The following is a 23,134-nucleotide window of genomic DNA, read 5'->3' as shown; positions in this document are numbered from 1 at the left end:
GCCCGGCTACTTTCAATCCTCGACTTCGAGGATGAGTTCAAGTTCGATCGGCAGGCCGAGGGGCAGGCTGGCGACGCCGAGCACGACGCGGCCTGAGAGTTTTTCCCCGCCGAAGACCGCAAGCAGCATTTCGGATGCTCCGTCCGCAACCTTCGGATGGTCGCGGAAATCGCCTTCGGTCGCGATATAGACGCCCAGCTTGACGACCCTGACGACCCTGTCCAGTGAACCGAGAAAGTCCCTTGCTGCTGCGAGCGCGCTCAGCGTTGCCGTTTCGGCCGCCTTCTTGCCGTCTTCGGCCGTCAGAGCACCGCCGACGCGGCCGATATAGCGCGGCTCATGGCCGACGACCGGCAGCATCCCGCTGAAGAAGACCAGGTTACCGGTCCTTATCGCTTCGACATAGGCCCCAAAGGGTGTCGGTGGCGGGGGAAGCGTGATGCCGAGTTCCTGCAGCCGCCGTTCCGCGCCGGCTGCCTGCGCTTTCGCATGGTCTACCATCTGCCCAGATGTGCGCCGCCGTCGACGTGCAGCACCTCCCCGGTTACGCGCGGCGCTTCGGTGAGGAAGACGACTGCGTCGGCGATCTCCTCGACGTTCGATATGCCTGCCATCGGCGACAACGTCTTCAGGAAACCCTTCGGATTATCCTTGTGCAGCGGCGTGTCCACCACACCGGGAGCTACAATATTGAAGCGAATTCCTTGGTTCGCATATTCCATCGCCAGGTTCTTGGAGATGGCGTTGATACCGCCCTTTGTCATCATCGACACCGAAGCGGAGAAACCGGCGATCGGATGATCGGTCAATGGCGTGGTGATGCTGACGACGCTGCCGCCCGTTTTCTGTGTGAGCATCTGCCTGACGACCAGTTGGGTCAGGTGGATGAAGCCCTCGAGATTGGTCGAGGACAATTTTTTGAAGTCGTCCATGGTGAAATCGACGAACGGCTTGGCCAGGAAAATGCCGGCATTGTTGACGAGGCCGTCGATCGAGCCGAACCGGTCGATTGCGGTCCTTGCCACCAGCGCTGCGGTTTCGGCATCGCCAATGTCACCGTCGACGAGCGCCAGCTTGTCGGAGGCTTGGAAAGCGTTCGAAGTGCTGACCTGGCGCGAGGTGGCGACCACATTATAGCCGCGCTCGATGAAGGCGTTAACGAGGCCGGCTCCGATACCCTGCGAGGCGCCCGTGACGATGACTGTTTTTTTCGTAGTCATGCTGATCTCCATAAACTGGTTCGGGCAACGCGGGCCTTGCATTTGCGAAGGCCGGGTCGCTCGAGATGGGGCTGCTGCGAATGCGCCTCCATCGGGTTGTCTTGTTTTCGCAAGGTGAATATGGCGAAAACTCCATTACCCGATTAGATGGAAATATCTGGATTCTCTTTTGCATCCATGCAAAAATATCGCGATGGCTGATCTGAACGATATCGCAGTCTTCGTGAAGGTGGCGCAGTACGGCAGCTTCAGCCGTGCTGCCCATTCCCTCGGCATGCCGGTATCGACGGTCAGCCGGAAGGTGACGTCGCTGGAGGAGCAGCTCGGCGTGACGCTGCTGCAGCGGACGACCCGCAAACTGAGCCTGACCGCCCAGGGCCGGGCCTATTACAACAGGTGCAGCGAACCGCTCGCCCATCTCCTCGACGCCGAGCAGGTACTCACCGAGACACAGAGAAAACCGGAGGGTTTGCTGAAGATCTCCGTGCCTGTCATCTTCGGACAGGAGGTCTTTTACGAATTCGTCTCGGCCTTCCTGAAGGCATATCCGAAGATCCAGGTCGATCTCTTCGTCACCAACCTGTTCCTCGATCTGATCGCGGAGAACATCGACCTCGGCATCCGTTTCGGCGAACTCAAGGATTCGACCATCGTCGCGCAGCGGCTCGGGAAGAGCGTGCGCTATCTGGTCGCTGCGCCCGACTATCTGAAGAGCAGGGTGCTTCCCTTGAAGCCCGAAGACCTGAAGGACCATCAGTGCATTCTCTTGAACGGCCGCAACGGCGAAGCGGAATGGGATCTCGTGAACGGGCGCAAAACGGTTCGCCTGCATGTGTCGGGGCCGGTATCGAGCCGGGATTTCGATGCGGTGAGCGCCTTCACCTATCGCGGACACGGCATCGGCCTGCTGCCTTCGACCTATTGCGACGAACAGATCAGAAGTGGCGAACTCATCCGCCTGCTGCCGGACTGGTCGTCCGAGGAAATTTTCGTGCACGCCGTCTATCCCACCCGCCGCTTCCTGCCTTCCCGGTTGCAGGTCTTTCTCGATGCGCTGAAGGCATGGAAGAACCCCTTGTGGCTTCCCTTGCATTGAAGGCCTTCCGATCCATCACCGAAAATTGAAGCCGTGCGCGTGGGCGAGCGTCCTGCGTCGGCCAAGCTGTGTTAGAGTTTGCTGGCTTGGATGGCGCAGGGATTGGACTACCAATGCTGACGACACTTGCGGTGCTTATGGGGCTTACAGGCATTACCCCGGCCGCGCAGGCGGGGGGAAGCGAGGTCGACGTGACGCTGGTGCTCGCTGTCGACACCTCGCGGTCGATGGATTTCGAGGAGATCGGCATCCAGCGCGAGGGCTATGTCGAGGCGCTCAAGCACAAGGAATTCATCGACGCGGTGAAGGGCGGGCTGACCGGCCGCATTGCCATCGGCTATTTCGAATGGGCAGGCTATGTCGTCCAGGATTCCGTGATCGATTGGCAGGTGATCGAGACGGAAGAGGATGCGATCGCGTTTGCCGACAAGCTCGAAGCCCGACCGATTGCCACGCAACGGCGCACATCGATCTCCACCGCGATCGCCCAGGGCGCCAGCATGATCGTTTCCAGTCCCTTTCAGTCCAGGCGACAGGTGATCGATGTCTCCGGCGACGGGCCGAACAACTCAGGCGATCCCGTCACCCCCGCCCGCGACAAGGCGGTGGAAGCAGGCATGATCATCAACGGCCTGGCCATCATGCTGCGGCCCTCCGATGCGCCGAACGGGCTCGACAAATATTATGCGGATTGCGTGATCGGCGGCCCCGGCGCCTTCGTGCTGCCGGTCCGCAAGATCGAGGATTTCGCCGTTGCCGTGCGCCGCAAGCTGGTGCTGGAGATCAGCGACCTTTCCCGGCCGGCGACGGTGCAGAAGATCGCTGGCGCTGAGGCGGGCACTGACTGCCTGATCGGTGAGAAGCAGTGGCGGGACATCTTCGACCGCTGATGCCAGAACAGGATGATTTTAGGCCGGGTCGGCCTGAAATCTCAATCCTGTCCTGAATTACATAGTTAGAGCATGATGTCGTCCGAAAACCGCGCACACTTTTCGGCATCATGCTCTACCGGGTCAGCGCGCCGAAGTTATATCCGTCAGTATTTGGTAAGCGGCAGAGACTCGATCCTCGTTGGGATAGTTTTTATTGGCCAAGATGACGATGCCAACTCGCTCTTTCGGGATGAACGCGACATAGGCGCCGAAACCATTCGTTGAGCCGGTCTTATTGATCCATACATCGTCGCGCGGTTCCATTGCGGGCTTCAGTTGCTTGACGGGAATGCTTTTCAGCATCGCGCTGGAATTGTTTTCCATCAACGTCGTCAGCTTCGCGGGATAAGAATACTGCTCCCAAATAAGGTCTTGGGTCATTGCGCCGACATCGAAGTATTCCCTATGCGTATTCGTGATCGCCTGCCGGAGCTTTTCGTCCAGGTCGACGAGGCCCATGTTCGCGTCGATGAACCGGATCATGTCGCTTGCTGTGGATTTCACTCCATAGGCTTCGGACGAAAGAATGGCGGGTGTCATTCTAGCCGGTTCACCGCTTCGCTTGTAGCCTTGGGCATAGTCCGCCACCCGCGATTTCGGCACATTGATATATGTGCTCTTCAACCCGAGAGAGGGAAACAATTCGTCCTGCATAAGCGCCGCGAAATCCCGCTGCATGCTTTTCGCCGTTATATAGCCAAGCATCCCGATGCTTGGATTGGCGTAAGTTCGATGGGTTCCAGCCTCGTATGAAGGACGCCAGGCTTCAAAATAGTCCATTAGTTGTTTTTCGGTTTTGACGTCATCAGGAATTTGCAGCGGAAATCCGCCAGCCGTGTGCGTGCCCAAATTCATCAGCGCGACATCGCCGAAGGGGCTTCCCTTCATCGATGGAAGATATTTGCTTGCCTTGTCCGACAGCGAAAGTCGGCCGGTCACCTCAGCGTAGGATGTGAGGGTCACTGTAAACGTTTTGCTGATTGACCCGAGTTCGAACATGGTGGCCGCAGTGACGGGCTTGTTGGTGTCCTTCGACACGACGCCGTAGTTGTAGATGTGGTCCTCTCCGTCAACGGTAATGGCAACTGCCATGCCCGGGATGCCGTATTTATCCATGATCGGTTTGATCGCGTTGTCCGAGATGGCTTGCAGTTTCATCTCGTCAGCCGCAAAGCCATTTGAGGAAATGCATGTCGCGACCAGGGCGGCTGATAGAATTCCTATCCAATAAAGCTTCATTTTTTCATCCTCCATACGCAGCTCAATCAGCGCAAAGGCGCATGAGGACGGCATTTAATGGCACTGTTTTGCGGCAGCAAACGATGATATCTCGGAGGAGATACAAGAAAATCTAGGGCTAAGATGGTTCGGCAATTCCTCCCTTTGAATGGCTTGAGAGCCTTCGAAGCTTCGGCGAGACATCTCAGCTTCACCCGCGCCGCAATCGAACTTTGCGTTACTCAGGCCGCCGTAAGCCAGCAGGTCAAAAGCCTGGAGAAGCGATTGGGCGTTGCGCTTTTCCAGCGCCTCCCAAAGGGTTTGAAAATCACCGCGGAAGGTGAAGCTCTTTTGCCGACGTTGACCAATTCCTTCGATCAAATGGCAATCACGCTGGACAGGATTGAAGCCGGGCAAGTTCGGGAATTGCTGTTTTTGGGCGTGGTTGGAACCTTTGCTGTCGGCTGGTTATTGCCAAGGCTTCCGGATTTTCAACAGCAGCATCCATTCATTGACGTGCGCATTTCGACAAACAATAATCGCGTCGATATGGCCGCTGAGGGGCTGCATTTTGCCATTCGCTTCGGCAGCGGCTCCTGGCACGGCACAGAAGCACTGCGTCTGTTCGACGCTCCGCTTTCGCCTCTGTGCACCCCCAGACTGGCAGACCGTTTAAGCTCGCCCGCAGATCTTGCCGAAGCGACGCTTTTGCGGAGCTATAGGGCGGACGAGTGGAGTACCTGGTTCGCGGCAGCTGATGTTCCGCCTGCGGCACAGGTCAACGCAGGGATCGTTTTTGACTCTTCCCTCGCCATGATGGAGGCGGCCATGCAAGGATTGGGAATTGCTCTGGCGCCGCCGTCGATGTTTTCCAGGCATCTGTCATCAGGGGCTATATTACAACCTTTTCCCACGACCATATCATTGGGCAGTTATTGGCTGACTCGACTTCAATCAAGGCCGCCAACGGCAGCCATGCTCGCATTTTCCGATTGGATAACGTCGCAGATCTCTTCCGCATCTCAATGACAGCTTCTGGCGGATCGCGATCCTCGACCTGACGTCGGCAAGGAGATCAGTGAATTTGGTGAGGCATAGACACGATAAAACATTTCGGTATGGCGCGCGCCATACCGAAATGCCCTTGCTTCTCAGAGGATGTTGCCGCCTTTGCCTATAAGGGCAGCTGCTTGCCGGCCTGTTCGCTGACCATGTATTCGGCGTACCAGTCCGGCCAGCCTTCGTCGTGCTTGCCGCCGTTTCGCTTCTCGTGTTCACCATGGGCAGTTGCCGCACGGCGGAGTGCTGACGCAAGCTCGGTCGACGTCGTGAATTTCGTCTCGTCGGCGTCGATGCGCCCCGGCAGCCGCGTGGTGACTTCCTGGAACAGCCAGCCGTTGCCGTCGGGATCCTTGAATGAGGCGAAGGAGCGATAGCTGCGATGATCGGGATCGCGGCCGGCGATCCGCAGGCGGCCGAACAGATAGGGTTCGTCCTTGCCGGCATAGACGCCGGCAGCGTCATGGAACACTTCGCTGACCTCGATGCCGCGGGCGATGAGATCGCGGCGAGCGGCCTCGATGTCGGAGACGATCAGGTAGAGCCCCTGGGCGGAACCGGGGGCCGCGGCGGTGACGTTCTTGCCGAAGATGATCGCGCAGCCGGAGCCGGGCGGGGTAAACTGGATTACACGGAAATCGGCATCATTGGCGAAGTCGGCGTCGAGCCGCCAGCCCAGGCCGTCGTAAAAGCGTTTGGCGCGATCGACGTCGGAAACGGGGATCACGACCACCTCGAGCTTGGTGTCGACGGGCTGTGTTCTCGGGGTCTCAATGGGGGTTTCACTGCGCATTGCATTGCTCATCTTCAGCTCCTTGGGGTTTTGGATGCGTTAAGAATGGCGATACATGTCAGTGGCCAGTGGACCACAGTGCGGTGAGGCCGTCGAATCAATTATTCTGTCTGATTTGGCCGTGTAGCGGAGTTGTATCGAAGCGGCGGGACTGTTCCCGCCGTCTTCTGTTCGTCGAACCGCTGACTACGCGGCAAGAGCGGCGCGGGTTTTGCCGATCGTCAGAGCTGCCTTTGCCGCTTCACGGCCTTTCTCGACGAAGTGCGCGCGGTAGATCTGCTTGTGATGCTCGGTTTCCTGATACTGGTGCGGCGTCAACGACACCGACAGGACCGGCACGCCCGTATCCATGCCGGCGCGCATCAGCCCATCGACGACGGCCTGGGCGACAAATTCGTGGCGGTAGATTCCGCCGTCGACGACGAAGGCGGCGGCAATGACGGCGCCGTAACGCCCGGTTGCCGCAAGATCGCGGGAAAGCAGCGGCATCTCGAATGCGCCGGGAACATCGAACACGTCGACCTGCTCGGGCGGAACGAGCTGGTAGAAGCCATCAAGGGCGCGGTCGACGATGTCGGCGTGCCAGCTGGCTTTGACGAAGGCGTAGCGGGTGGGTGTCACGGTAATCTCCTTTGGCGAACAGACACATCACCCAAGGCGATCACGAACGTTCCCGACGGCCGCAAGGGCGGCAGGAACGCACGTTCTCTTTCATCCGGACTATGACCGTCGGCTCAGGCATCTCACCTGATCTGCTGACCCTTCCTGAGAAGGCGCTCGCGGGCTCGCAATCAAAATTGCATACCGCCGGTAGGGACTTTCACCCCGCCCTGAGAACGGCACGAACAATAGGGGGAAGGCGGCGGGCTGGCAATAGGTCGAAATACTTTCGCGGCCGGAGCTGGATCAGGGCTCTCCAAGTGGCGATTTCGCTCGTTCGTCGATGGCGACGGGCAATCCCTCTTGCGGCGGAGGGGCATGCGCCTACATGCTCTCTGTGAGGACATCTAGGTCAGAAATACCACGACAAGACAGGACGCGCTGTCTCCGCCTGGGCGGGGCCGTGACAACCATGGGAGAGAGTGATGCCAGAATCTTTCGTCGTTCACCGCGAGGCGCATATCGCGGCGCCGCCGGCCGCGGTGTTTGCGCTGATGACCGATCCGGAGAAGATCCTGCGCTGGATGGGAACGGAAGCGCAGGTCGAGCCGCAGCCCGGCGGGCTCTATCTCGTCAACGTCACCGGCGCCCGCTTTGCGCGCGGCTCGTTTCGTGAAGTGGTGCCGGTTCATCGCCTTGCCTACAGCTTCGGCTGGGACGGCAGCGAGGTGGTGCCGCCGGGGTCGAGCCTGGTCGAGATCGACCTGATCGAGCAGGGAGGCGGAACGCTGTTGCGGCTCACCCATAGCGGTCTGCCCAGTGCTGATCAATGCGCCGGCCATGCGGAAGGCTGGGCCCATTACCTCGGGCGGCTGACCGAAGTCGCCGCCGGGCGTGATCCAGGTCCTGACCCTTTTTACGGCAGGACGTAGCCCAGCTTTCCGCCTTCAACATCGCCCGCTGCCAGAACAGGATGATTATAGGCTGGATCGGCCAAAAGTCTGAATTCTGTTCTAAAGCAAAGAGTTGGGGCATGAGGTCGTCCGAAAACCGCTCACACTTTTCGGCATCATGCTCCAGCGCCAAACATGAACGCGCAGTTCATCTCCAGTTCAATTTAGCGGCCATAAAGTGGGGACGGCTGGATTGAAAATGGAGTTCTCGATGAAAGCGCTTTCTATCGCGGCCGCCTTGCTCGTTGGCGGCCTCTCGATCGGCACAGCTGAGGCGATGCCGATGGGGACAATTAATGTCCAGAGCAATGTCACAAAGGTCGACTACGCCTGCGGTCGCGGCTGGCATCTGACGCGCTGGGGCGAATGCCGGCGAAACTGGAGACGCCCGCCGCCGGTAGCTTTCTACGGTGGTCCGCCCCGCTGGGGCTGGGAGCGGCGTCACCGGGATTGGGATGGCCCGCGCTGGCGCCATGAGAGGCGCTGGGATCGCGACCGGCGTTGGCGGGATGACGACTAAGGGTCTCGCTTAGATGTAATGGATGAAGGCCGGAGCGATTTTCGCCCGGCCTTTTCTAATGAACAGCTTCACCGACGCTGACAGCCAGCGTTCTCCCGATTTGCCCGAGAGGGTCAGATGCTGCCGACGAGCCAGTGCTTGTCGTCGATCAATTCCTCGAGCTCGATGGGATCCTTGACGCCGAATTCGAACCATTCGACGAGTTCTTTCGCCTTGCGGCTGCTCTCCTCCGCCGTCAGCTCGACCTGATACCTTTCGCACCATCGCCGAAGGATCGACGTCAGCAGCGTCATGTCATTCCCATCCAGCGGATCTTTCGGCCAGAATATCGTGCCCATCGTACCCCTCAATCACACGATGACGAACGGCCCTATAATGGAATCAAAGTCGCGCAAGTTTAAAGTGTTTATTTTTTGTTTTCCACCGTGGCGAATGGTATTCGACAGGGGAGCGGACGTCCTTTTTCGAACCCGGGGATGACCGCAAGCGGTCACACCGGGGATGTCCTTGCGGCCGCCCCGGCGAGCGTGCGATGTTAAGCCATGGATCTGCCGTCCCCCCTTGCCTGGCTGGTTGACGAGGCCGGCGCCTCGCCCGGTCCCGAACGGTTTCTGGCCGAACTCGGGCGCCGGCTGCTGGCTGATGGCCTGCCGATTTCCGGCGGCGCGCTGACACTTTCGGTGCCGCATCCGATCATCGCGCGGCGCACCTGGCTGTGGCGGGCCGAGACCGGTGCTGTCATCGAGGCGTTGGCCTTCGCCGCGGCTCCGCAGAGTGAGGCCGGGCGCGAGTGGCTGGCCGGGCTGGGACCGGTATGGGAGGACAGGATCGGGCTTGCACAGGACAATCAGATATCTGACAGACCGGTGCTCGGCTGGGCGGGTATCGCCAATGGGGCAGGGGCCGGTGCATTCGGCCCGGCTGAGGCTGGCCTGCTGCGCGAGGTCGCGCGTTTTGCTGGAGCGCCGCTCGCCGCATTGGCGGCGCGGGAGGCGAAGGCCGCGCTGCTTGAAGCCTATCTCGGCCGGCGCAGCGCCGCCCGGGTGCAGGCCGGCGCCCTTGCCCGCGGCACCGGCGAGACCATCCGCGCAGCCCTTCTCTGCGCCGATCTGCGCGACTTCACCGCGCTCTCCGAGGTGACAGAGCCTCATGTGATGATCACTGCACTAGACGCCTGGTTCGACCGTGTCGCAGGCGCCGTGCATGCCTTCGGGGGCGAGGTGCTGAAGTTCATCGGCGACGGCGTGCTGGCGATCTTTCCGGTCACGGCCACGTCGAGCGAGGGCGACGCCGCCCGAGGGGATTGCGAGGCCTGCGAGGCAGCACTGCGCGCGGTCGCCGCCAGCCGCGCCGGCATGGCCCATCTCGATCAGGTGCGCCATGCGCAGGGGCTGGCGCCGCTGCCCTTCGGCGCAGCATTGCATTTCGGCGAGATCCTGTGGGGCAATATTGGTGCTGCCGACCGGCTGGACTTTACCGCCATCGGCCCCGCCGTCAATCTGGTCAGCCGGCTGGAAGGGCTGTGTAAGCCGCTCGGCCGAAGCGTGCTGATCTCGGGCGCGGTTGCGGCGAATACGGCGACGGCACTGATGCCGCTCGGAGAGCACAGCTTGCGTGGCATCGCCGACCCTTGCGCGGTCTTCACCCTGCCTGAGGATTGAGCTGCGGATAGGACACTTGCATTTATGCAAAGAAAGCTTTGCAAAGATATCTTTGCAATAGTAGGCTTCCGGCATGAAAAATCCGCGCCCGCAGCCTGGTCAATCCGCCACCGCACCCCGCACCCTCAGCCGTGTCGTGCCCGATCCAACCGCGCTGAAGGCGCTGACGCATCCTGTCCGGCTACGCATGCTCGGCATGCTGCGGGTCGATGGACCCGCCACCGCGACGCAGCTTGCGGCGCGGCTCGGGCTGAATAGCGGCGCGACCAGCTATCACCTGCGTCAGCTCGCCCAGTACGGCTTCATCGAGGAAGCGCCGCATGCTTCGCGGCGCGACCGCTGGTGGCGCGCCAGCCACGAGCTCACCTCGGTGCCGGCAAGCGAGGTTGAGGGCGAAGCGCTGGATCTCGATCTCGCCTTCAACCAGGCGATACTCTCTCTGCAGGTCGGCCATATGCAGCAGGCGCTGGAGGAATATGCCGAGCTGCCGGCGGAATGGCGCAAGGCGAGTACAGCCAGCGACATCATCATCCCGATGACGGCGGAACAGGCCGAAGCCCTGACCAGGCGGCTGACCGATATCATTCTCGAAGCGATGCGGGTGGCTCCGCCTTTGGGAGAGCTCGCACCCCCGGATATGGTTCCTTTCTCGATCATGCTGCACGCCTTTCCCTATCCGGGCCGGCTCCCGCATCGCGAGGGGGATGATGGGTCATGAAGAAGGGCGGGCCATTCCTGGCGCTTGCCGCGGCCGAGACGCTTTCGCTTTCCGGCACGCGGCTGTCGACCATCGCTATTCCCTGGCTGGTGCTGAGCACGACGGGCAGCCCCGTTTTAACAGGGCTGACGGCGATGATGGAGATGCTGCCCTATGTCGCCGCCAAGGCGCTCAGTGGGCCGCTGATCGACCGCGTCGGCCCGAAGCGCATCGCTGTCGTCTGCGACATCGCTTCGGTGGCCGTGGTGATGCTGGTGCCGATGCTCGACTGGTTCGGCCTGCTTGGTATGCCGCTGCTGCTGCCTGTTGTCTTTGCCATGGGTGTGCTGCGCGGTCCATCCGATGCTGCCAAACAGGCGATGGTGCCGGATATTGCCGAATTGGCGGCCGTGCCGATCGAACGGGTGACCGGCGTCGTCGGCGCCATCGAGCGGCTGGCCTCAACGGCGGGTGCTGCGGGTGCCGGAGCGCTGATCGGCTTGATCGGCCCGGGCCAGGCGCTCGTCGTCAATGCCATTACCTTCGCTGCCGCGGCGCTGATCGTTGGAGTGGGCATCCCCGGGCTCAGGAGTATGTCTGAGCTACGCGACGCGCCCGAGGCCCGGCCGGGCGGGATGTCGTCCTATCTCGGCGATCTCAGGGAAGGCTGGCGCTTTCTGCGCGGCGACGCGGTCCTCGTCAGCATTGTCATCATGGTGGCGACCACCAACCTGCTGGACCAGGCCTATCACGCGGTGCTGCTGCCCGTCTGGACGCAGAGCTCAGGCCATGGCCCGGAATTGCTGGGGGCGATGTTTTCGGCCTTCACCGGCGCCTCGATCGCGGGTGCTGCGATTGCCGCTGCGATCGGCGAGCGGATGCCGCGCCTGATGGTTTATACCGTGGCCTTCCTGCTGACCGGATTTCCGCGCTTTCTCGTTATTGCGCTGGATGCGCCGCTCTCCCTCATCTTCCTCACCCTGACAATCGCGGGATTTGCCTCGGGCTTCCTCAATCCGATCCTGTCGGCAGTGATCTTCGAGCGCATCCCCAAGCCGCTGACCGGCCGTGTCACCGCGATGAACGCCGCCCTCTGCTTCGCGCTCATCCCCTTCGGCGGCCTCGTCGGCGGCGCACTGATCAGCATGATCGGCCTTGCCGCGGCGCTCTCGCTCACCGGGCTCGCCTATCTCGCCGCAACGCTCTTTCCCCTGGCGCTGAAGAGCTTCCGCGGCTTCTACAAGCCTATCACCCAGAGCTAGCGTCGCGGTTGCTTGCCTGGCCCAGGTGCCCAAGCTCCTCGACCATCAGATCGATGAAACGGCGGACACGCGGTTCCAGCAGGCGTTTGTCGGGATAGAGAGCGACGATCTTTGCGTCGTCAGTTTCGAGGCCGGGCAGGACCTGCCGGAGGCGCCCGGCGAGGAGATCATCGGCGACGAGAAAATCGGGAAGGAGGGCAATCCCTAGTCCCGCCAGGGCGGCGTCGCGGATCGCCTCTGCGCTGTCGAGCCTCAGACGGCTGCGCCCTTGCGCTTTGACCCAGGGACCGCCTTCCCCGCGAAAGCGCCAGCCCTGCCTTTGATTGCGGCTGGCAAAGATCAGGCAGTCGTGGGCCGTGATATCGTCGATATCGCCCGGCTCCCCGCGCTCTGCGAGGTAAGACGGCGAAGCGCAGAGCCGCGCCTTGTATCTGGCGACCGTGCGCGCGATCAGGCCGGTGTCCGTCGCCGTCGCGCCGATCCGGATTGCCAGATCGAAGCCGTCCTCGACGATGTCGGCCGGGCGATCGGTGAAGCTCACTTCGACCTGGATGTCGGGCCAGGCCCGAAGATATTTTTTAAGCAGGGGCAGCATGACGAGCCGCCCGAAGGCATCGGGAACAGTGAGCCTGAGAACGCCTCGCGGCGTGCTGTTCTGCCCTGCCACGCTCGCCTCCGCCTCGTCGACCGATGTAAGAATCTGCAGCCCGCGCTCGTAGAACATCCGGCCTTCGTCGGTCAGGCTCAGCGTCCTCGTCGTGCGGTTGAGCAGGCGCGCGCCGAGCCGGTCTTCCAGGCGGATGACCGCCTTGCCTGCCGCCGAACGGGAAAGGCCCATGGCTTGGCCGCCGGCGATAAAGCTCCCCGCATCGACGACGGCCATGAAGATCAGGATATCGTTCAAGTTTGTACGCGGCATGAGGCAACTCGAGCGGTTCGGCTAGATCAATAAGGTCGGGCAGTCATGGGATCGTTCAAGGCCCGGACCATCAACGCCCATCGCGGCAGTAAGGTCCCCTACGCTTCGCTTCTATGTAGACGTCCTTTCGCCAATCAACCTGCTATAGCAGCCATTGCACCGGATCGCAGGCAAAGATGGGCACTGGAAAGCCGGGCTACAGCATGTCGCCGAGGCTCCAGTGGTTGTTCCATCGGACGTCGATCTCGTCGTCGACATTCTGATATCTTATGTCGGTGGAGAGGCGCAGCCGCCGGCTGCGGTCCTGATTGATGGTCGAGGCGTGGATCATGTAGGGCGAGTGGAGCACCACGTCACCGGCCTCATAATCGGCCGCGAGCCAGCGGGTGTCGAAGCGCTCCGCCATATCCGGGAGATCCTTCGAGACCCAGCCGCCTTCCGCCATGTGGCTGTTATAGGCGCTGATCCGCTCTTCCGGAGAAAGATCGCCACTCATGGCCCGGAACTCGGCTTCCATCTTGACGCCCAGCGCATGCGAGCCTTCGAGGTAAACCAAGCCGCCCATCTCGGTGGGGATGTCGCCGATTGGAATCCAGGCCGTCACCAGGCGGCTGGTGCCGCCGCGGAGATAGACGAGATCATAGTGGGCGGGCGTGGCCGTCGGCGATCCCGGCTGGATGAAACGCATGAGCTTGCGCTTATGCAGATAGGAAATGCCCTGCAGGAAATCGTCCATGAAGCGGGCGAGCGGCGGTTGCGCACAAAAGCCTTCATAGGCGGCTGAGCGGACGAGCGACATCAGGCGCCGGTCCGCCAGGCTCTTGTCGAAGCCACCGGCAGACGCAATGCCAAGGGAAAAATCGCTGCCGGACTCGACCAGTCCGGTTTCGGCGAGATGTTCGAAGACCCAGCGGCGGAAGTCGATCACGCCAGCCTTCGGCAGAAGGCTTTTCAGCCAGACATAGCCATCGTCCTGGTAGCGGCGGCGGATGGCGTCGACGCCGATGGCGGGATCGGTCGGCGTGAGCCAGCCCGTTCGCTCCGCAGGCAAGGTCCTGCCATGGGCGGCAAGGGAAAATTCCGGCTTTTGGACCTGCATGACCTCCGCAGCAATTGACATTTCACTCCTCCGTCGCTTGAGTTGGCTTGTCATCAATTACCTGATCCGGCGGGCCAACCGACATAGAGGAAATTCATACCTAGACTTTTCGCTCATCATGAGAAACGCCGAAGCCATCTATAGAACGCCGCCTGCCGCTGCCGGCGGACTTGCTGTCACCGGCAGCGGCAGGCAGCAGGCCCGCCGCGCGGTGACGGAGCGGAAACTGCCGAGTTTCGCCGTTGTCCTGGTAGAGCGCGGGCAGGGCTGGCTGGAAACCGCCGCCAGCGGCCGCCTCAGCCTGACTGGACCTGCATTGTTCTGGCTGTTTCCCAACCGGGTGCATTCCTATGGCCCCGACGAAGGCGGCTGGGACGAGCGCTGGGCGCTTTTCGAAGGATCTTTCACGCGGGACTTCGTGAGGCTGAGGATCATCTCCGAGCGACATCCCGTCGTGGCTTTGCATCATCTCGATGAGGTGGTCCGGTTGTTCGGCAAGCTTCATGCCGATCTGCTTGACGATACCAATCTCGGGCAGGCATCGTCGGCATTGATGCTGCATCGCATTGTCATATCGGCCGCCAGACAGGTAAGCGGCGCGGCCGATCGACGCCAGGAAAGGCGCGACATGGCCGACATCGTGGAAACGCTACGGCGGCGGGCGATGAAACCATTGGACCTCGCAGCCTTTGCTGCCGAGCACGGTATGTCTCCGGCCACGCTGCGCAGGCGGTTCACGCTCGAAACCGGATTGCCTCCCAAGGCATTTCAGCTACGGGCGCGCATGGATCATGCCAAACAACTCTTGGCAACCACCGACGAAAAGATCGAAACGGTGGCCGCCATGATCGGCTTGGACGATCCGTTTTATTTTTCGCGTGTTTTTCACGAACGCGAAGGCTGCAGTCCTCGCGAATTCCGCGAGAGGTATCCGCGAGTTTGAGAGGCCGGCAGCTGTGGCCGGAGCGTCAGCGCCAACCCATCGCAGACGCGACATGGGTCAGGATAGCTTCGATGACATGAGCGTTGTAGTCGACGCCGAGCTGGTTGGGGACGGTGAGCAGCAGCGTGTCGGCTTCGGCGATTGCCTCGTCCTCGGCGAGCTGCTTGATCAGGGCATCGGGTTCGGCGGCATAGCTGCGACCGAAGATCGCCCGGGTCTTCTCGTCGATGAAGCCGATCTTGTCCTCACCGTCGTTGCCGTAGCCGAAATAGGCGCGGTCGCGATCGTCGACGAGCGCGAAGATGCTGCGGCTGACCGAGACGCGAGGCTGGCGCGTGTGGCCGGCTTCTTTCCAGGCCTCGCGGTATGCCCGGATCTGGTCGGCCTGCTGGACGTGGAAGGGCTCTCCCGTCTCATCGTCCTTCAGCGTCGAGCTCTGCAGGTTCATACCAAGTTTGGCTGCCCACACGGCGGTGGCATTGGAGCTGGCGCCCCACCAGATCCGTTCACGCAGGCCCTCGGAATGCGGCTCGAGGCGCAGCAGGCCAGGCGGGTTCGGAAACATTGGCCGCGGGTTCGGCTTGGCAAAACCTTCGCCGCGCAACACTTCGAGGAAGACTTCGGCATGGTGGCGGGCCATGTCGGCCTCGCTCTGGCCTTCGGGCGGGGCATAGCCGAAATGGCGCCAGCCATCGATCACCTGTTCGGGCGAACCGCGGCTGATGCCGAGCTGCAGACGGCCGCCGGCGATGAGGTCGGCCGCACCGGCATCTTCGGCCATGTAGAGCGGGTTTTCGTAGCGCATGTCGATGACGGCAGTGCCGATCTCGATGCGGCTGGTTCTTGCGCCGACGGCTGATAGCAGCGGGAAGGGTGCTGCCAGCTGTCGGGCGAAGTGGTGCACGCGGAAATACGCCCCGTCAGCACCGAGCTCCTCGGCCGCGACGGCAAGGTCGATCGACTGCAGCAACGCATCGCCGGCCGAGCGCGTCTGCGATTGAGGCGAGGGCGTCCAGTGCCCGAACGAGAGAAAACCAATCTTCTTCATGCCGATGCCGCACCTTGATCCGTTGTATCTGGGTTCGACCGGTCATCGCACAGTTTCGGCCCGGAAGACAATCGGAACCGAAAGGGTGCGCGTGCCAGGCGGGCTGGACACTTGCTGCATGATGACTCGCGCCGGCCGATTTCCTCTAGCAGAAGCAGAGGCAATCGCCGTAAGCGGCTGAGAGAGAGCCGGTTCCGCTCGTGTCGATGAAGTGCCCGAGATCAATAATAGGTCGATTCGAACGGGGGGCGCGGCGCCCATGGCAGAGGCGTCGCTTGCTATCTCGGAGATGATCAGCTTCGGGCGGGGGCGCGGGGGACGCTTTACGGAATTCAATAATGCCACCAACTGCCTCGAAGAGTCTGGCGGTAAGTTGCACCATTTGCGACCGTCAGGAATTTGCCAAGCGATTGGGGATGAGTTCCGACTGCATCCAATGCGTTTCACTCTGAACGTGGTTGTCCCGCACATACTTGCCCATCCGAACTGGCATTTCGGTTTCCAGGAACGCATCAGCGATCCGAACGACAAACCCCTCCTGCTTGGTCTTATCCAGTGATGCCGCCGTATCCTCGAACAGGCCGGCTTTGTATGGTCCCCGATATAGTGTCGACACCGGAACGATGCCCAGTTCTTCGAACCGGGCTTGCGTCAGGTCCCAGGATTGGACCTCATCGTCGATAATCCATGCAAAGCCGAGGAAGTACGACGGCAGATCATCATAACCGATCGAGTGCCGGGCATAGAGGTTCTCACCCACGATGCGTTCGCCATCTGCCAGTTGCGGGCTGATGCTGGCAGCAAAAGCCTTAAGCCAATCGCGCGACGAATGGTAACGGCTATCGGGACTACGCGCATGAGACCCGCCCCGATAAATGGTCGTGTTCTCACCATCCATTTTCTCGGTGATGACAAGATCGCCAATCATCAACCCGTCAAGCATCGCCATGACTTTGTCATCGCTCGTCGCTCCGGGAGAAATCGGTAGGTGATAGGTTCGTCCGTATTTCTTCATGGTGATGAAGGCATAGCCGTTGGCGATTGCACAATGCAATGCCGTATCCATCCGCGGATCGGCATCCTCGGCGGCCGATGCGCCGATCAATATGCGAACTCAAGCCAAAGGCGAGGCAATCGCCGCAAGTGCTGGGAAATGAGTCGTATTTTCTGTCGGCAGTATTGAGATCCGCCGCGGCGATCCGGACTTCACCTGACCCCCGACAGGCGCTAAAAATGAGACATGCGCTACACGTTCGCCATAGGTGATATCCACGGCTGTATCGATCCGCTGAACAGGATGATCGATCGGGTCGAGGCTTATGCGCCAGAAGGCACGGTCGTCTTCCTTGGCGACTATGTCGATCGCGGGCCTGACAGCAAAAGTGTCCTCGACCGGATCATTGCCGGTCCATCGGACTCGCGGCGATGGATCTGCCTGAAAGGCAATCATGAGGACCTGATGGTCGCTGCCTATGCCGATAGCGACAGCAGAGACGTGTGGATCGGCATCGGCATCGGCGGACTTGAAACCGAAATGTCCTACGGCGGCAGAGTTCTGCCCCAGCATCTGCAATGGGCGGCCGATCTTCCCTTCATGCACATTGATCGATATCGGATCTTCGTCCATGCGGGCGTCGATCCAGCATTTCCGCTGGAGCAGCAGAGCGAGCACGATCTTCTCTGGTTACGGTTCCCTCCCGGTGAGTCCGGCGACTATTGGGGCAAGCACCTGGTCCACGGCCATACACCGTCGCTGTCCAACCCGGTGACGACAGGAAACCGCACCAACATCGACAGCGGCTGCGTCTTCGGCGGCAAGCTTTCCTGTGCGGTCTTCGACGACGATGTTGCCGGCGGGCCGATCGACTTTATCGAGGTGAGGGCATGAACTTGGTCGCGCCGGTAAGGAGGTAAAGCCGGACGCGGCCGAGCGGGAGTGCGGCTTGCTCCCTCTTCTCCGCGCTGGGGAGAAGAAGGAGCATCGTCGTCGCGGAGCGTTATCGGGGGCTTATGCCCCGCCAGCCGGCGGCGAGCCGCAGCCAGGGCGCCAGGTGGAAGCCGCTCATCAGCAGGTACATCGGCACCATTCCGCCGATCGGGAAGGCATCCGGCGTCGTCATGCAGATCATGACGGCGCTGCCGGTCGTGGCTGTCAGCACCGCCATGATCGCGAATGTCGGAGCGGCTGCAAGCGACAGCCAATCGGCGGCGCGGCCGGTGATCCGGCTGCCTGGACTAGCCATGCCACCGCTCGGTTTCCCAGCTGATCCATCCGCGGCGGCAGCCAGCGAGAGCCACTCGGCGGCGTTGAGAGCGACGTTGCCGTCGCCTCTGCTTGGAGTGTGGGCGGAGAACAGCATCGGCGTCACTCCTTGCCGTACCGGTCGTGGTGGCGCCACCAGATGCCGGTTTCGTTGCGGCCCTTGGGGGCGCGGTCGAGCCATTGATACATGCCCCATAACCCGTCCAGCCCGCGCGCATAGCTGGAATAGCTGTGGTAGACGGCACCGTCGATGAGCTCGAAGGCGCTGACACCCGGCCGGTCGCGGGTATAGGTGGGGACATCGGTGCCGGTCATGGCGGCGATCTGAGTGATCGGCGCCTCGCTATCGCGGGGCTGCCGCTCCTGGACAGTCCTTGCGGCGAGCGGTTGGGGGGCGGGCGGTTCGCGGCGGTAATTATAGTCTACATCGCCCTGGTGCTGCTGCTCGGCGGAGAACCAGACGCTGAAATCGCCGTTGAAGTCGCTGCCAAAGGACGACGCCCAGGGAAAGCTCCAGTGCATCCGTCGCTTGAATGCTTCGAGCTTTGCCAACGGCGCGCGGGAGACCGCCCAAAAGGCGACGTCGTGGTTCTCCAGGTGAACGAAGAAGCCGTTGAAGCCATCGGCGATCGACGAGCAGGACGGGCATCCCGCGGTATAGTCCGGCCCGAACATGAAGTGATAGACGAGAAGCTGCGAGCGGCCACCGAAGAGGTCCTTCAGCGAGACGTTGCCGCCGTCGGTGTCGAAGCGGTATTGCTTGTCGATCCTCACTCGCGGCAATCGCTGGCGCTTCATCGCCAGCGCGTCGCTCTGCCGGGTCAGGTCCTTCTCCTCCTCGAGCAGATCGAGCCTTGCTGCCAGCCACTGCTGGCGTGTTGCGTTCAGCTGTTCCGTCATGGGTCTTCTCCTTTGCCTGTCTCTCGTCGTAGCATCCGGCGCAGGCTTGCTTGCCGGTCGACGACAAATCTAAGGCCAGGTGGGAAATGGTGGGAGTGACAAGTGTGACGGGATTTGAATGGACTCGCTGATCACGGCGGCGGCGCGGGCGCTGGCAGCGGGCGATGCGCTTGGCGCGCTAAAGCGGGTGGCGCTGCGCGACGATGCGCCGGCGCTGGCGCTGCGCGGCATTGCGATGGCGCAGCTCGGCGATCTCGTCCGCGCCAAGGCGCTGTTGAAGAGTGCGGCGCGTGCCTTCGGCCCGCGGGAGGCGATGGCCCGGGCCCGCTGCGTGGTCGCCGAGGCCGAGATCGCGCTCGTCTCGCGCGATCTCACCTGGCCGCCCAAGGCGCTGGAAGCGGCGCGCAAGGTGCTCGAAGCGCATGGCGACAGGGTCAATGCCGCCCATGCCAGGAATGTCGAGCTTCGCCGGCTGGTGCTGATCGGCCGGCTCGACGAGGCCGAGCGGGCGCTGGAAACGCTCGATCCAACGCCGCTGCCGCCGGCGGCAAGGGCCGCTCATGAGCTGGTGGTCGCGGGCATCGCGATCCGGCGCCTGCAGACGAATACGGCGCACGAGGCTCTCGACCGGGCGAGGCGGGCTGCACGCGAGGCCGGTATGCCGGTATTGACGGCGGAGGTGGAAAATGCCGCCCACGTGCTCAGCGCGCCGGTGGCGCGGCTGATCTCGCGCTGGCGGGAAAGCCCGCTGTTGCTCGAGGAGGTGGAAGAGCTGCTGGGTTCGGGCACGCTTGTCGTCGATGCCTGCCGCCACGTCGTGCGCGACGACCAGCTGTCGGTGTCGCTGGCAAAGCGGCCCGTGCTCTTCACGCTCGCCCGGACGCTTGCCGAAGCCTGGCCGACGGATGTGGCACGCGGCACGCTCATCGCGCGCGCCTTCCGCGGCAAACATGCCGATGAATCGCATCGCGCCCGGCTGCGCGTCGAGATCGGCCGGCTGCGCGCCGAACTGCGGGGACTGGCGGAGGTTTCGGCGACGAAACGCGGCTTTGCGCTTTCGCCGCGGCGTGCCGAAGAGACCGCCGTGCTGGCGCCGCTGGTCGAAGGTCAACACGGGGCGGTGCTCGCCTTTCTCGCCGATGGCGAGGCGTGGTCGAGCTCGGCGTTGGCGATCGCGCTCGGCGCCAGCCCGCGCACCGTGCAGCGGGCGCTGGATTCGCTCGCCGATGAAAGCAGGGTGCAGTCCTTCGGGCGCGGGCGGGCGCGGCGCTGGATGAGCCCGCCGTTACCAGGTTTCCCGACGATCTTGTTACTCCCGGGACCGTTGCCAAGCGATTAGTATGGCCTGACTGATGAGGATGGCCCTACGGGCGAATAGGATGGAAGAGATGAAAAAATCGGCTGCGACGATCATCCGTGAATATGGACCTTTTCCCGGTGCCGAGCGCGTCAACGGCGTCACCTTCGACGGTGAACACGTCTGGTTCGCCTCGGGCGACAGGCTGAATGCGCTCGATCCCGCAAACGGCGAGGTGGTGCGCTCGATCGAGGTCGCATCGCATGCCGGCACGGCCTTCGATGGCGAGTTCCTCTATCAGATCGCCGAGGATGTCATTCACAAGATCGACCCGAAGTCCGGTCGTATCCTTTCCACCATCCCGGCGCCGGGCAATGGTGGCGATTCCGGCCTTGCCTGGGCCGAAGGCTCGCTTTGGGTCGGCCAGCACCGCGGCCGTAGGATCCATCAGATCGACCCGGAAACCGGCAAGATCCTCCGCACCATTGAATCCAACCGCGTCGTGACAGGCGTCACCTGGGTCGACGGCCAGCTCTGGCACGGCACCTGGGAGGGCGATGACAGCGACGTCAGGCGCATCGACCCGGAAACCGGAGAGGTGCTGGAGCGGCTGGAGATGCCCGAGGGCACCGGCGTCTCCGGTCTCGAATCCGACGGCGGCGACTGCTTCTTCTGCGGCGGAGGCGGCAGCGGCAAGATCCGCGCGGTGCGCCGGCCGGGTTGAGCGCGATGCGCCACCGGGGTGAGCGCGATGCGCCACCGTGGTGAGGCCCGGTCCCGCGAAGCGGGAGCAATCGATCCAGTGAATCGATTGCAGGGCCGAACGCCCTGAGCCATGCGAAGGGCCGGAAGGGGCAAGGTTGAGGGGAAGTAGTCGATGCGGCGTATCTTCCCCCGGCGACAGTCAACTCGCCAAGCCGGACGTCGATATCAAGGTCAGTCGTAAGAATTTCGATCAAGTGAGCGATTGATTTCATCACGTCACGATCTACTTTCGCGGCAGTGTCGAGGCTTGGGTCGAAGGCTGTACGCAAAGCCGGTATGATCGCGGGGGAGAGACTTTGAAATATCTGCGCACGACGCTCGGGCCTAAGAGCAGATCCGAACTTGGGATGATCCTCCCGCATGAGCACGTTTTCGTCGACCTCAGGACGCCGGACCAGCCCGGTTATGCCGAAGCGGAGACCGAAGACGTCGTCCGGCTGATGGCCCCCGAAATCGAGCGGATCAAGAAGCTCGGGGTGACGGCACTGGTCGAATGCTCGACGGGTGGCGTTGGACGCCGTGCGGATATCGATCTTGCCGTGTCGCTCGCGACGGATTTTCCGATTGTCGTGCCCACCGGCAATTACCGTGAACCCTGGATTCCCAAATGGGTCCGTCAGGCTTCCGAGAAAGAGCTGGAGGCATGGATGCTTCGCGAGCTGACGGAGCAGATCGACGAGACCGGGTTCCAGGCGGGCTGGATCAAGCTCAGCGCCGGCGATGACGGCATGACGGCGCTCGAGACGAAAATCCTGCGGGCAGCCGCGCGCGCCGCGGCGCAGACAGGCGCCGTCATCGGCAGTCATACGATCAGGGGACGGGTCGTCATGGATCAGCTCGATGTCATCGAGGCAGAGGGCTACAGGGCTGACAGGTTCATCTCGATCCATACGCAGGAAGAGAAGGACTTTGCCTATCATGTCGCCGTCGCCGAGCGAGGCGCTTGGATCGAGTACGACCATGTCGGCCGGGGCGGAGACAACGAGGTGGCGGAGCTGGTGATCAAGGCGCTGGAGGCGGGCTGCGGCGATCGCCTATTGTTGAGCCATGACCGTGGCTGGTTCGATCCGGCGCTGCCGATGGGCGGGATACCCAAACCGTACACCCATCTTTCCACCGTCTTGCTGCCCGAGCTGAAACGGCGGGGCGTAGACGACGGAACCCTGATGCGCCTGACCCACGACAATCCATTCGAGGCATTCGCCCGATAGGGGAGTGCCTGGCCTAATTGCTCGAAAGGGCATTTGTTTCAAGTTCAGGCCGAAATGTTGATCAGCCGGGCTCGCGGGGGCCCATTCAGAAATCGACGCGATACCTGGATCTATGCCGCGCCGCGCTCGTCGAACAAAAGCGCCATGCTGATCGCATCGATGAACTGACCGTCGATGCGTGCCGCACGTCGGACGATGCCTTCGCGTGCAAATCCCATCTTTTCGTAGAGAGCGATAGCACGGGCGTTGTCTTCATAAACATCGAGTTCAACCCTTGCAAAACCGCTTTTCTGCGCGGCTCTCAATGTCGTCTCGATGAGCCTTCGTCCCAGACCCTTGCCCCGATAGGCGGGAAGAATCCCCATTCCGAGTTTTCCGCGATGCGCGTGGGACGGGAAAAAATGTCGGCTGATGTCGCACCAGCCGAGGACCTGGTTTTCAGCGGTGGCAACGAATTGCGGATTGCCTTTTGCTATCATGCCCATCACGAACTCCCGTGTTTGCGGCAGCGGCGTTGCTTCCAGCATGGACAGGTATTTTTTCTCCCGTGCGACCACGTCGAGCGCATGATGAAAGCTGTCGATATGGACGGCGGCGATCGGCTCGATCCTGATGCCTGATGTATCCGACGATGCTGCATCCATGTGCTTCTCCTTCAACGATTGCGATGCCTATGGG

The 23,134-nt window shown here is 61.9% G+C and carries 26 protein-coding genes and 1 riboswitch; of the genes, 13 read left to right on the top strand and 13 right to left on the bottom strand.

All coding sequences use genetic code 11. The annotated features are described in order from the left end of the window. Window positions 1–12: 12 nt before the first annotated feature. Both U5G49_RS13485 and U5G49_RS13480 read right to left on the bottom strand, forming a co-directional pair. A complete protein-coding gene (locus U5G49_RS13485) occupies window positions 13–501 on the bottom strand; it encodes a RidA family protein (protein WP_018446341.1) in 489 nt (162 codons plus the stop codon). Further along, entirely contained in the window at window positions 495–1,220 is a 726-nt protein-coding gene (locus tag U5G49_RS13480; RefSeq protein ID WP_193445670.1) for an SDR family NAD(P)-dependent oxidoreductase, read from the bottom strand. The genes U5G49_RS13485 and U5G49_RS13480 overlap by 7 nt, the downstream gene beginning before the upstream one ends. 193 nt (window positions 1,221–1,413) lie before the next feature. On the opposite strand from U5G49_RS13480, the gene U5G49_RS13475 reads away from it, so the two are divergent. Continuing rightward, entirely contained in the window at window positions 1,414–2,316 is a 903-nt protein-coding gene (locus tag U5G49_RS13475) for a LysR family transcriptional regulator (protein WP_193445671.1), read from the top strand. Between the two features lie 113 nt (window positions 2,317–2,429). Then, on the top strand, window positions 2,430–3,206 hold the full coding sequence (locus U5G49_RS13470; RefSeq protein WP_018242723.1) for a DUF1194 domain-containing protein: 777 nt from the start codon (window positions 2,430–2,432) through the stop codon (window positions 3,204–3,206). Between the two features lie 123 nt (window positions 3,207–3,329). Here U5G49_RS13470 and ampC read toward each other — a convergent pair whose 3' ends face one another. After that, window positions 3,330–4,487 (bottom strand): class C beta-lactamase, encoded by a 1,158-nt coding sequence (gene ampC, locus U5G49_RS13465; protein WP_193445672.1) that lies wholly within the window; start codon window positions 4,485–4,487, stop codon window positions 3,330–3,332. A 123-nt stretch (window positions 4,488–4,610) separates the two neighbouring features. Between ampC and U5G49_RS13460 the strand changes: the two genes are divergently transcribed. After that, on the top strand, window positions 4,611–5,495 hold the full coding sequence (locus tag U5G49_RS13460; protein ID WP_018242721.1) for a LysR family transcriptional regulator: 885 nt from the start codon (window positions 4,611–4,613) through the stop codon (window positions 5,493–5,495). Window positions 5,496–5,640: 145 nt separating this feature from the next. On the opposite strand, the gene U5G49_RS13455 is transcribed toward U5G49_RS13460, so the two are convergent. Further along, window positions 5,641–6,330, bottom strand: a complete 690-nt coding sequence (locus U5G49_RS13455) for a VOC family protein (RefSeq protein WP_028732774.1) — start codon at window positions 6,328–6,330, stop codon at window positions 5,641–5,643. 174 nt (window positions 6,331–6,504) lie between these two features. Then, a complete protein-coding gene (locus U5G49_RS13450) occupies window positions 6,505–6,939 on the bottom strand; it encodes a 6,7-dimethyl-8-ribityllumazine synthase (protein ID WP_018242719.1) in 435 nt (144 codons plus the stop codon). Window positions 6,940–7,017: 78 nt separating this feature from the next. Next, window positions 7,018–7,160: riboswitch (FMN riboswitch) on the bottom strand. A gap of 243 nt (window positions 7,161–7,403) precedes the next feature. Here U5G49_RS13450 and U5G49_RS13445 point away from each other — a divergent pair. Further along, complete coding sequence (locus tag U5G49_RS13445) at window positions 7,404–7,850, top strand: SRPBCC family protein (RefSeq protein ID WP_018242718.1); 447 nt, start codon at window positions 7,404–7,406, stop codon at window positions 7,848–7,850. Window positions 7,851–8,082: 232 nt separating this feature from the next. Next, window positions 8,083–8,391 carry a GCG_CRPN prefix-to-repeats domain-containing protein gene (locus U5G49_RS13440; RefSeq protein ID WP_018517469.1) on the top strand — a complete coding sequence of 103 codons (309 nt, stop codon included), beginning with the start codon at window positions 8,083–8,085 and terminating at the stop codon, window positions 8,389–8,391. Window positions 8,392–8,504: 113 nt separating this feature from the next. Here U5G49_RS13440 and U5G49_RS13435 read toward each other — a convergent pair whose 3' ends face one another. Then, a complete protein-coding gene (locus tag U5G49_RS13435; protein ID WP_018242716.1) occupies window positions 8,505–8,729 on the bottom strand; it encodes a hypothetical protein in 225 nt (74 codons plus the stop codon). A 204-nt stretch (window positions 8,730–8,933) separates the two neighbouring features. Between U5G49_RS13435 and U5G49_RS13430 the strand changes: the two genes are divergently transcribed. The 3 genes from U5G49_RS13430 (at window position 8,934) to U5G49_RS13420 (ending at window position 12,011) form a co-directional block, all read left to right on the top strand. Further along, entirely contained in the window at window positions 8,934–10,052 is a 1,119-nt protein-coding gene (locus tag U5G49_RS13430; protein WP_018242715.1) for an adenylate/guanylate cyclase domain-containing protein, read from the top strand. 73 nt (window positions 10,053–10,125) lie between these two features. Continuing rightward, complete coding sequence (locus U5G49_RS13425) at window positions 10,126–10,770, top strand: winged helix-turn-helix domain-containing protein (protein ID WP_018242714.1); 645 nt, start codon at window positions 10,126–10,128, stop codon at window positions 10,768–10,770. After that, complete coding sequence (locus tag U5G49_RS13420) at window positions 10,767–12,011, top strand: MFS transporter (protein WP_018242713.1); 1,245 nt, start codon at window positions 10,767–10,769, stop codon at window positions 12,009–12,011. Before U5G49_RS13425 ends, U5G49_RS13420 begins: the two co-directional genes overlap by 4 nt. On the opposite strand, the gene U5G49_RS13415 is transcribed toward U5G49_RS13420, so the two are convergent. Both U5G49_RS13415 and U5G49_RS13410 read right to left on the bottom strand, forming a co-directional pair. Continuing rightward, window positions 11,998–12,930, bottom strand: a complete 933-nt coding sequence (locus tag U5G49_RS13415) for a LysR family transcriptional regulator (protein WP_018242712.1) — start codon at window positions 12,928–12,930, stop codon at window positions 11,998–12,000. The genes U5G49_RS13420 and U5G49_RS13415 overlap by 14 nt on opposite strands. A gap of 196 nt (window positions 12,931–13,126) precedes the next feature. Then, window positions 13,127–14,050, bottom strand: a complete 924-nt coding sequence (locus U5G49_RS13410; protein WP_193445673.1) for a phytanoyl-CoA dioxygenase family protein — start codon at window positions 14,048–14,050, stop codon at window positions 13,127–13,129. A 97-nt stretch (window positions 14,051–14,147) separates the two neighbouring features. On the opposite strand from U5G49_RS13410, the gene U5G49_RS13405 reads away from it, so the two are divergent. After that, window positions 14,148–14,972, top strand: a complete 825-nt coding sequence (locus U5G49_RS13405) for a helix-turn-helix transcriptional regulator (RefSeq protein WP_018242710.1) — start codon at window positions 14,148–14,150, stop codon at window positions 14,970–14,972. A gap of 25 nt (window positions 14,973–14,997) precedes the next feature. On the opposite strand, the gene U5G49_RS13400 is transcribed toward U5G49_RS13405, so the two are convergent. Both U5G49_RS13400 and U5G49_RS13395 read right to left on the bottom strand, forming a co-directional pair. Beyond that, complete coding sequence (locus tag U5G49_RS13400; protein WP_018242709.1) at window positions 14,998–16,020, bottom strand: LLM class flavin-dependent oxidoreductase; 1,023 nt, start codon at window positions 16,018–16,020, stop codon at window positions 14,998–15,000. A 391-nt stretch (window positions 16,021–16,411) separates the two neighbouring features. Next, window positions 16,412–17,035 (bottom strand): RNA ligase family protein, encoded by a 624-nt coding sequence (locus U5G49_RS13395; protein WP_026188455.1) that lies wholly within the window; start codon window positions 17,033–17,035, stop codon window positions 16,412–16,414. A gap of 225 nt (window positions 17,036–17,260) precedes the next feature. Between U5G49_RS13395 and U5G49_RS13390 the strand changes: the two genes are divergently transcribed. Further along, window positions 17,261–17,908 carry a metallophosphoesterase family protein gene (locus tag U5G49_RS13390; protein ID WP_193445674.1) on the top strand — a complete coding sequence of 216 codons (648 nt, stop codon included), beginning with the start codon at window positions 17,261–17,263 and terminating at the stop codon, window positions 17,906–17,908. A 109-nt stretch (window positions 17,909–18,017) separates the two neighbouring features. On the opposite strand, the gene U5G49_RS13385 is transcribed toward U5G49_RS13390, so the two are convergent. Together U5G49_RS13385 and U5G49_RS13380 are read right to left on the bottom strand one after the other, a co-directional pair. Beyond that, window positions 18,018–18,380 carry a hypothetical protein gene (locus U5G49_RS13385; protein ID WP_018242706.1) on the bottom strand — a complete coding sequence of 121 codons (363 nt, stop codon included), beginning with the start codon at window positions 18,378–18,380 and terminating at the stop codon, window positions 18,018–18,020. Between the two features lie 5 nt (window positions 18,381–18,385). Beyond that, complete coding sequence (locus tag U5G49_RS13380) at window positions 18,386–19,183, bottom strand: DUF899 domain-containing protein (RefSeq protein WP_193445675.1); 798 nt, start codon at window positions 19,181–19,183, stop codon at window positions 18,386–18,388. Window positions 19,184–19,301: 118 nt separating this feature from the next. Here U5G49_RS13380 and U5G49_RS13375 point away from each other — a divergent pair, with 118 nt between their 5' ends. From U5G49_RS13375 to U5G49_RS13365, 3 genes are all read left to right on the top strand, one after another. Beyond that, window positions 19,302–20,522, top strand: a complete 1,221-nt coding sequence (locus tag U5G49_RS13375) for a hypothetical protein (RefSeq protein WP_018242704.1) — start codon at window positions 19,302–19,304, stop codon at window positions 20,520–20,522. Between the two features lie 49 nt (window positions 20,523–20,571). Beyond that, the gene (locus U5G49_RS13370) at window positions 20,572–21,204 is read left to right on the top strand and encodes a Vgb family protein (RefSeq protein ID WP_026188454.1); all 633 of its coding nucleotides are present in this window, start codon (window positions 20,572–20,574) and stop codon (window positions 21,202–21,204) included. A gap of 337 nt (window positions 21,205–21,541) precedes the next feature. Next, window positions 21,542–22,456 carry a phosphotriesterase family protein gene (locus U5G49_RS13365; RefSeq protein WP_130717051.1) on the top strand — a complete coding sequence of 305 codons (915 nt, stop codon included), beginning with the start codon at window positions 21,542–21,544 and terminating at the stop codon, window positions 22,454–22,456. A gap of 110 nt (window positions 22,457–22,566) precedes the next feature. Here the strand turns inward: U5G49_RS13365 and U5G49_RS13360 are convergent, their stop codons facing one another. After that, window positions 22,567–23,100, bottom strand: a complete 534-nt coding sequence (locus U5G49_RS13360) for a GNAT family N-acetyltransferase (protein WP_018242701.1) — start codon at window positions 23,098–23,100, stop codon at window positions 22,567–22,569. Window positions 23,101–23,134 lie beyond the last annotated feature (34 nt).

The organism is Rhizobium indigoferae (assembly GCF_034554815.1).
GTDB classification, from domain to species: domain Bacteria; phylum Pseudomonadota; class Alphaproteobacteria; order Rhizobiales; family Rhizobiaceae; genus Rhizobium; species Rhizobium leguminosarum.
The sequence above is the reverse complement of the archived record's forward strand: the minus strand, read 5'-3'. Positions and strand labels throughout refer to the sequence as shown.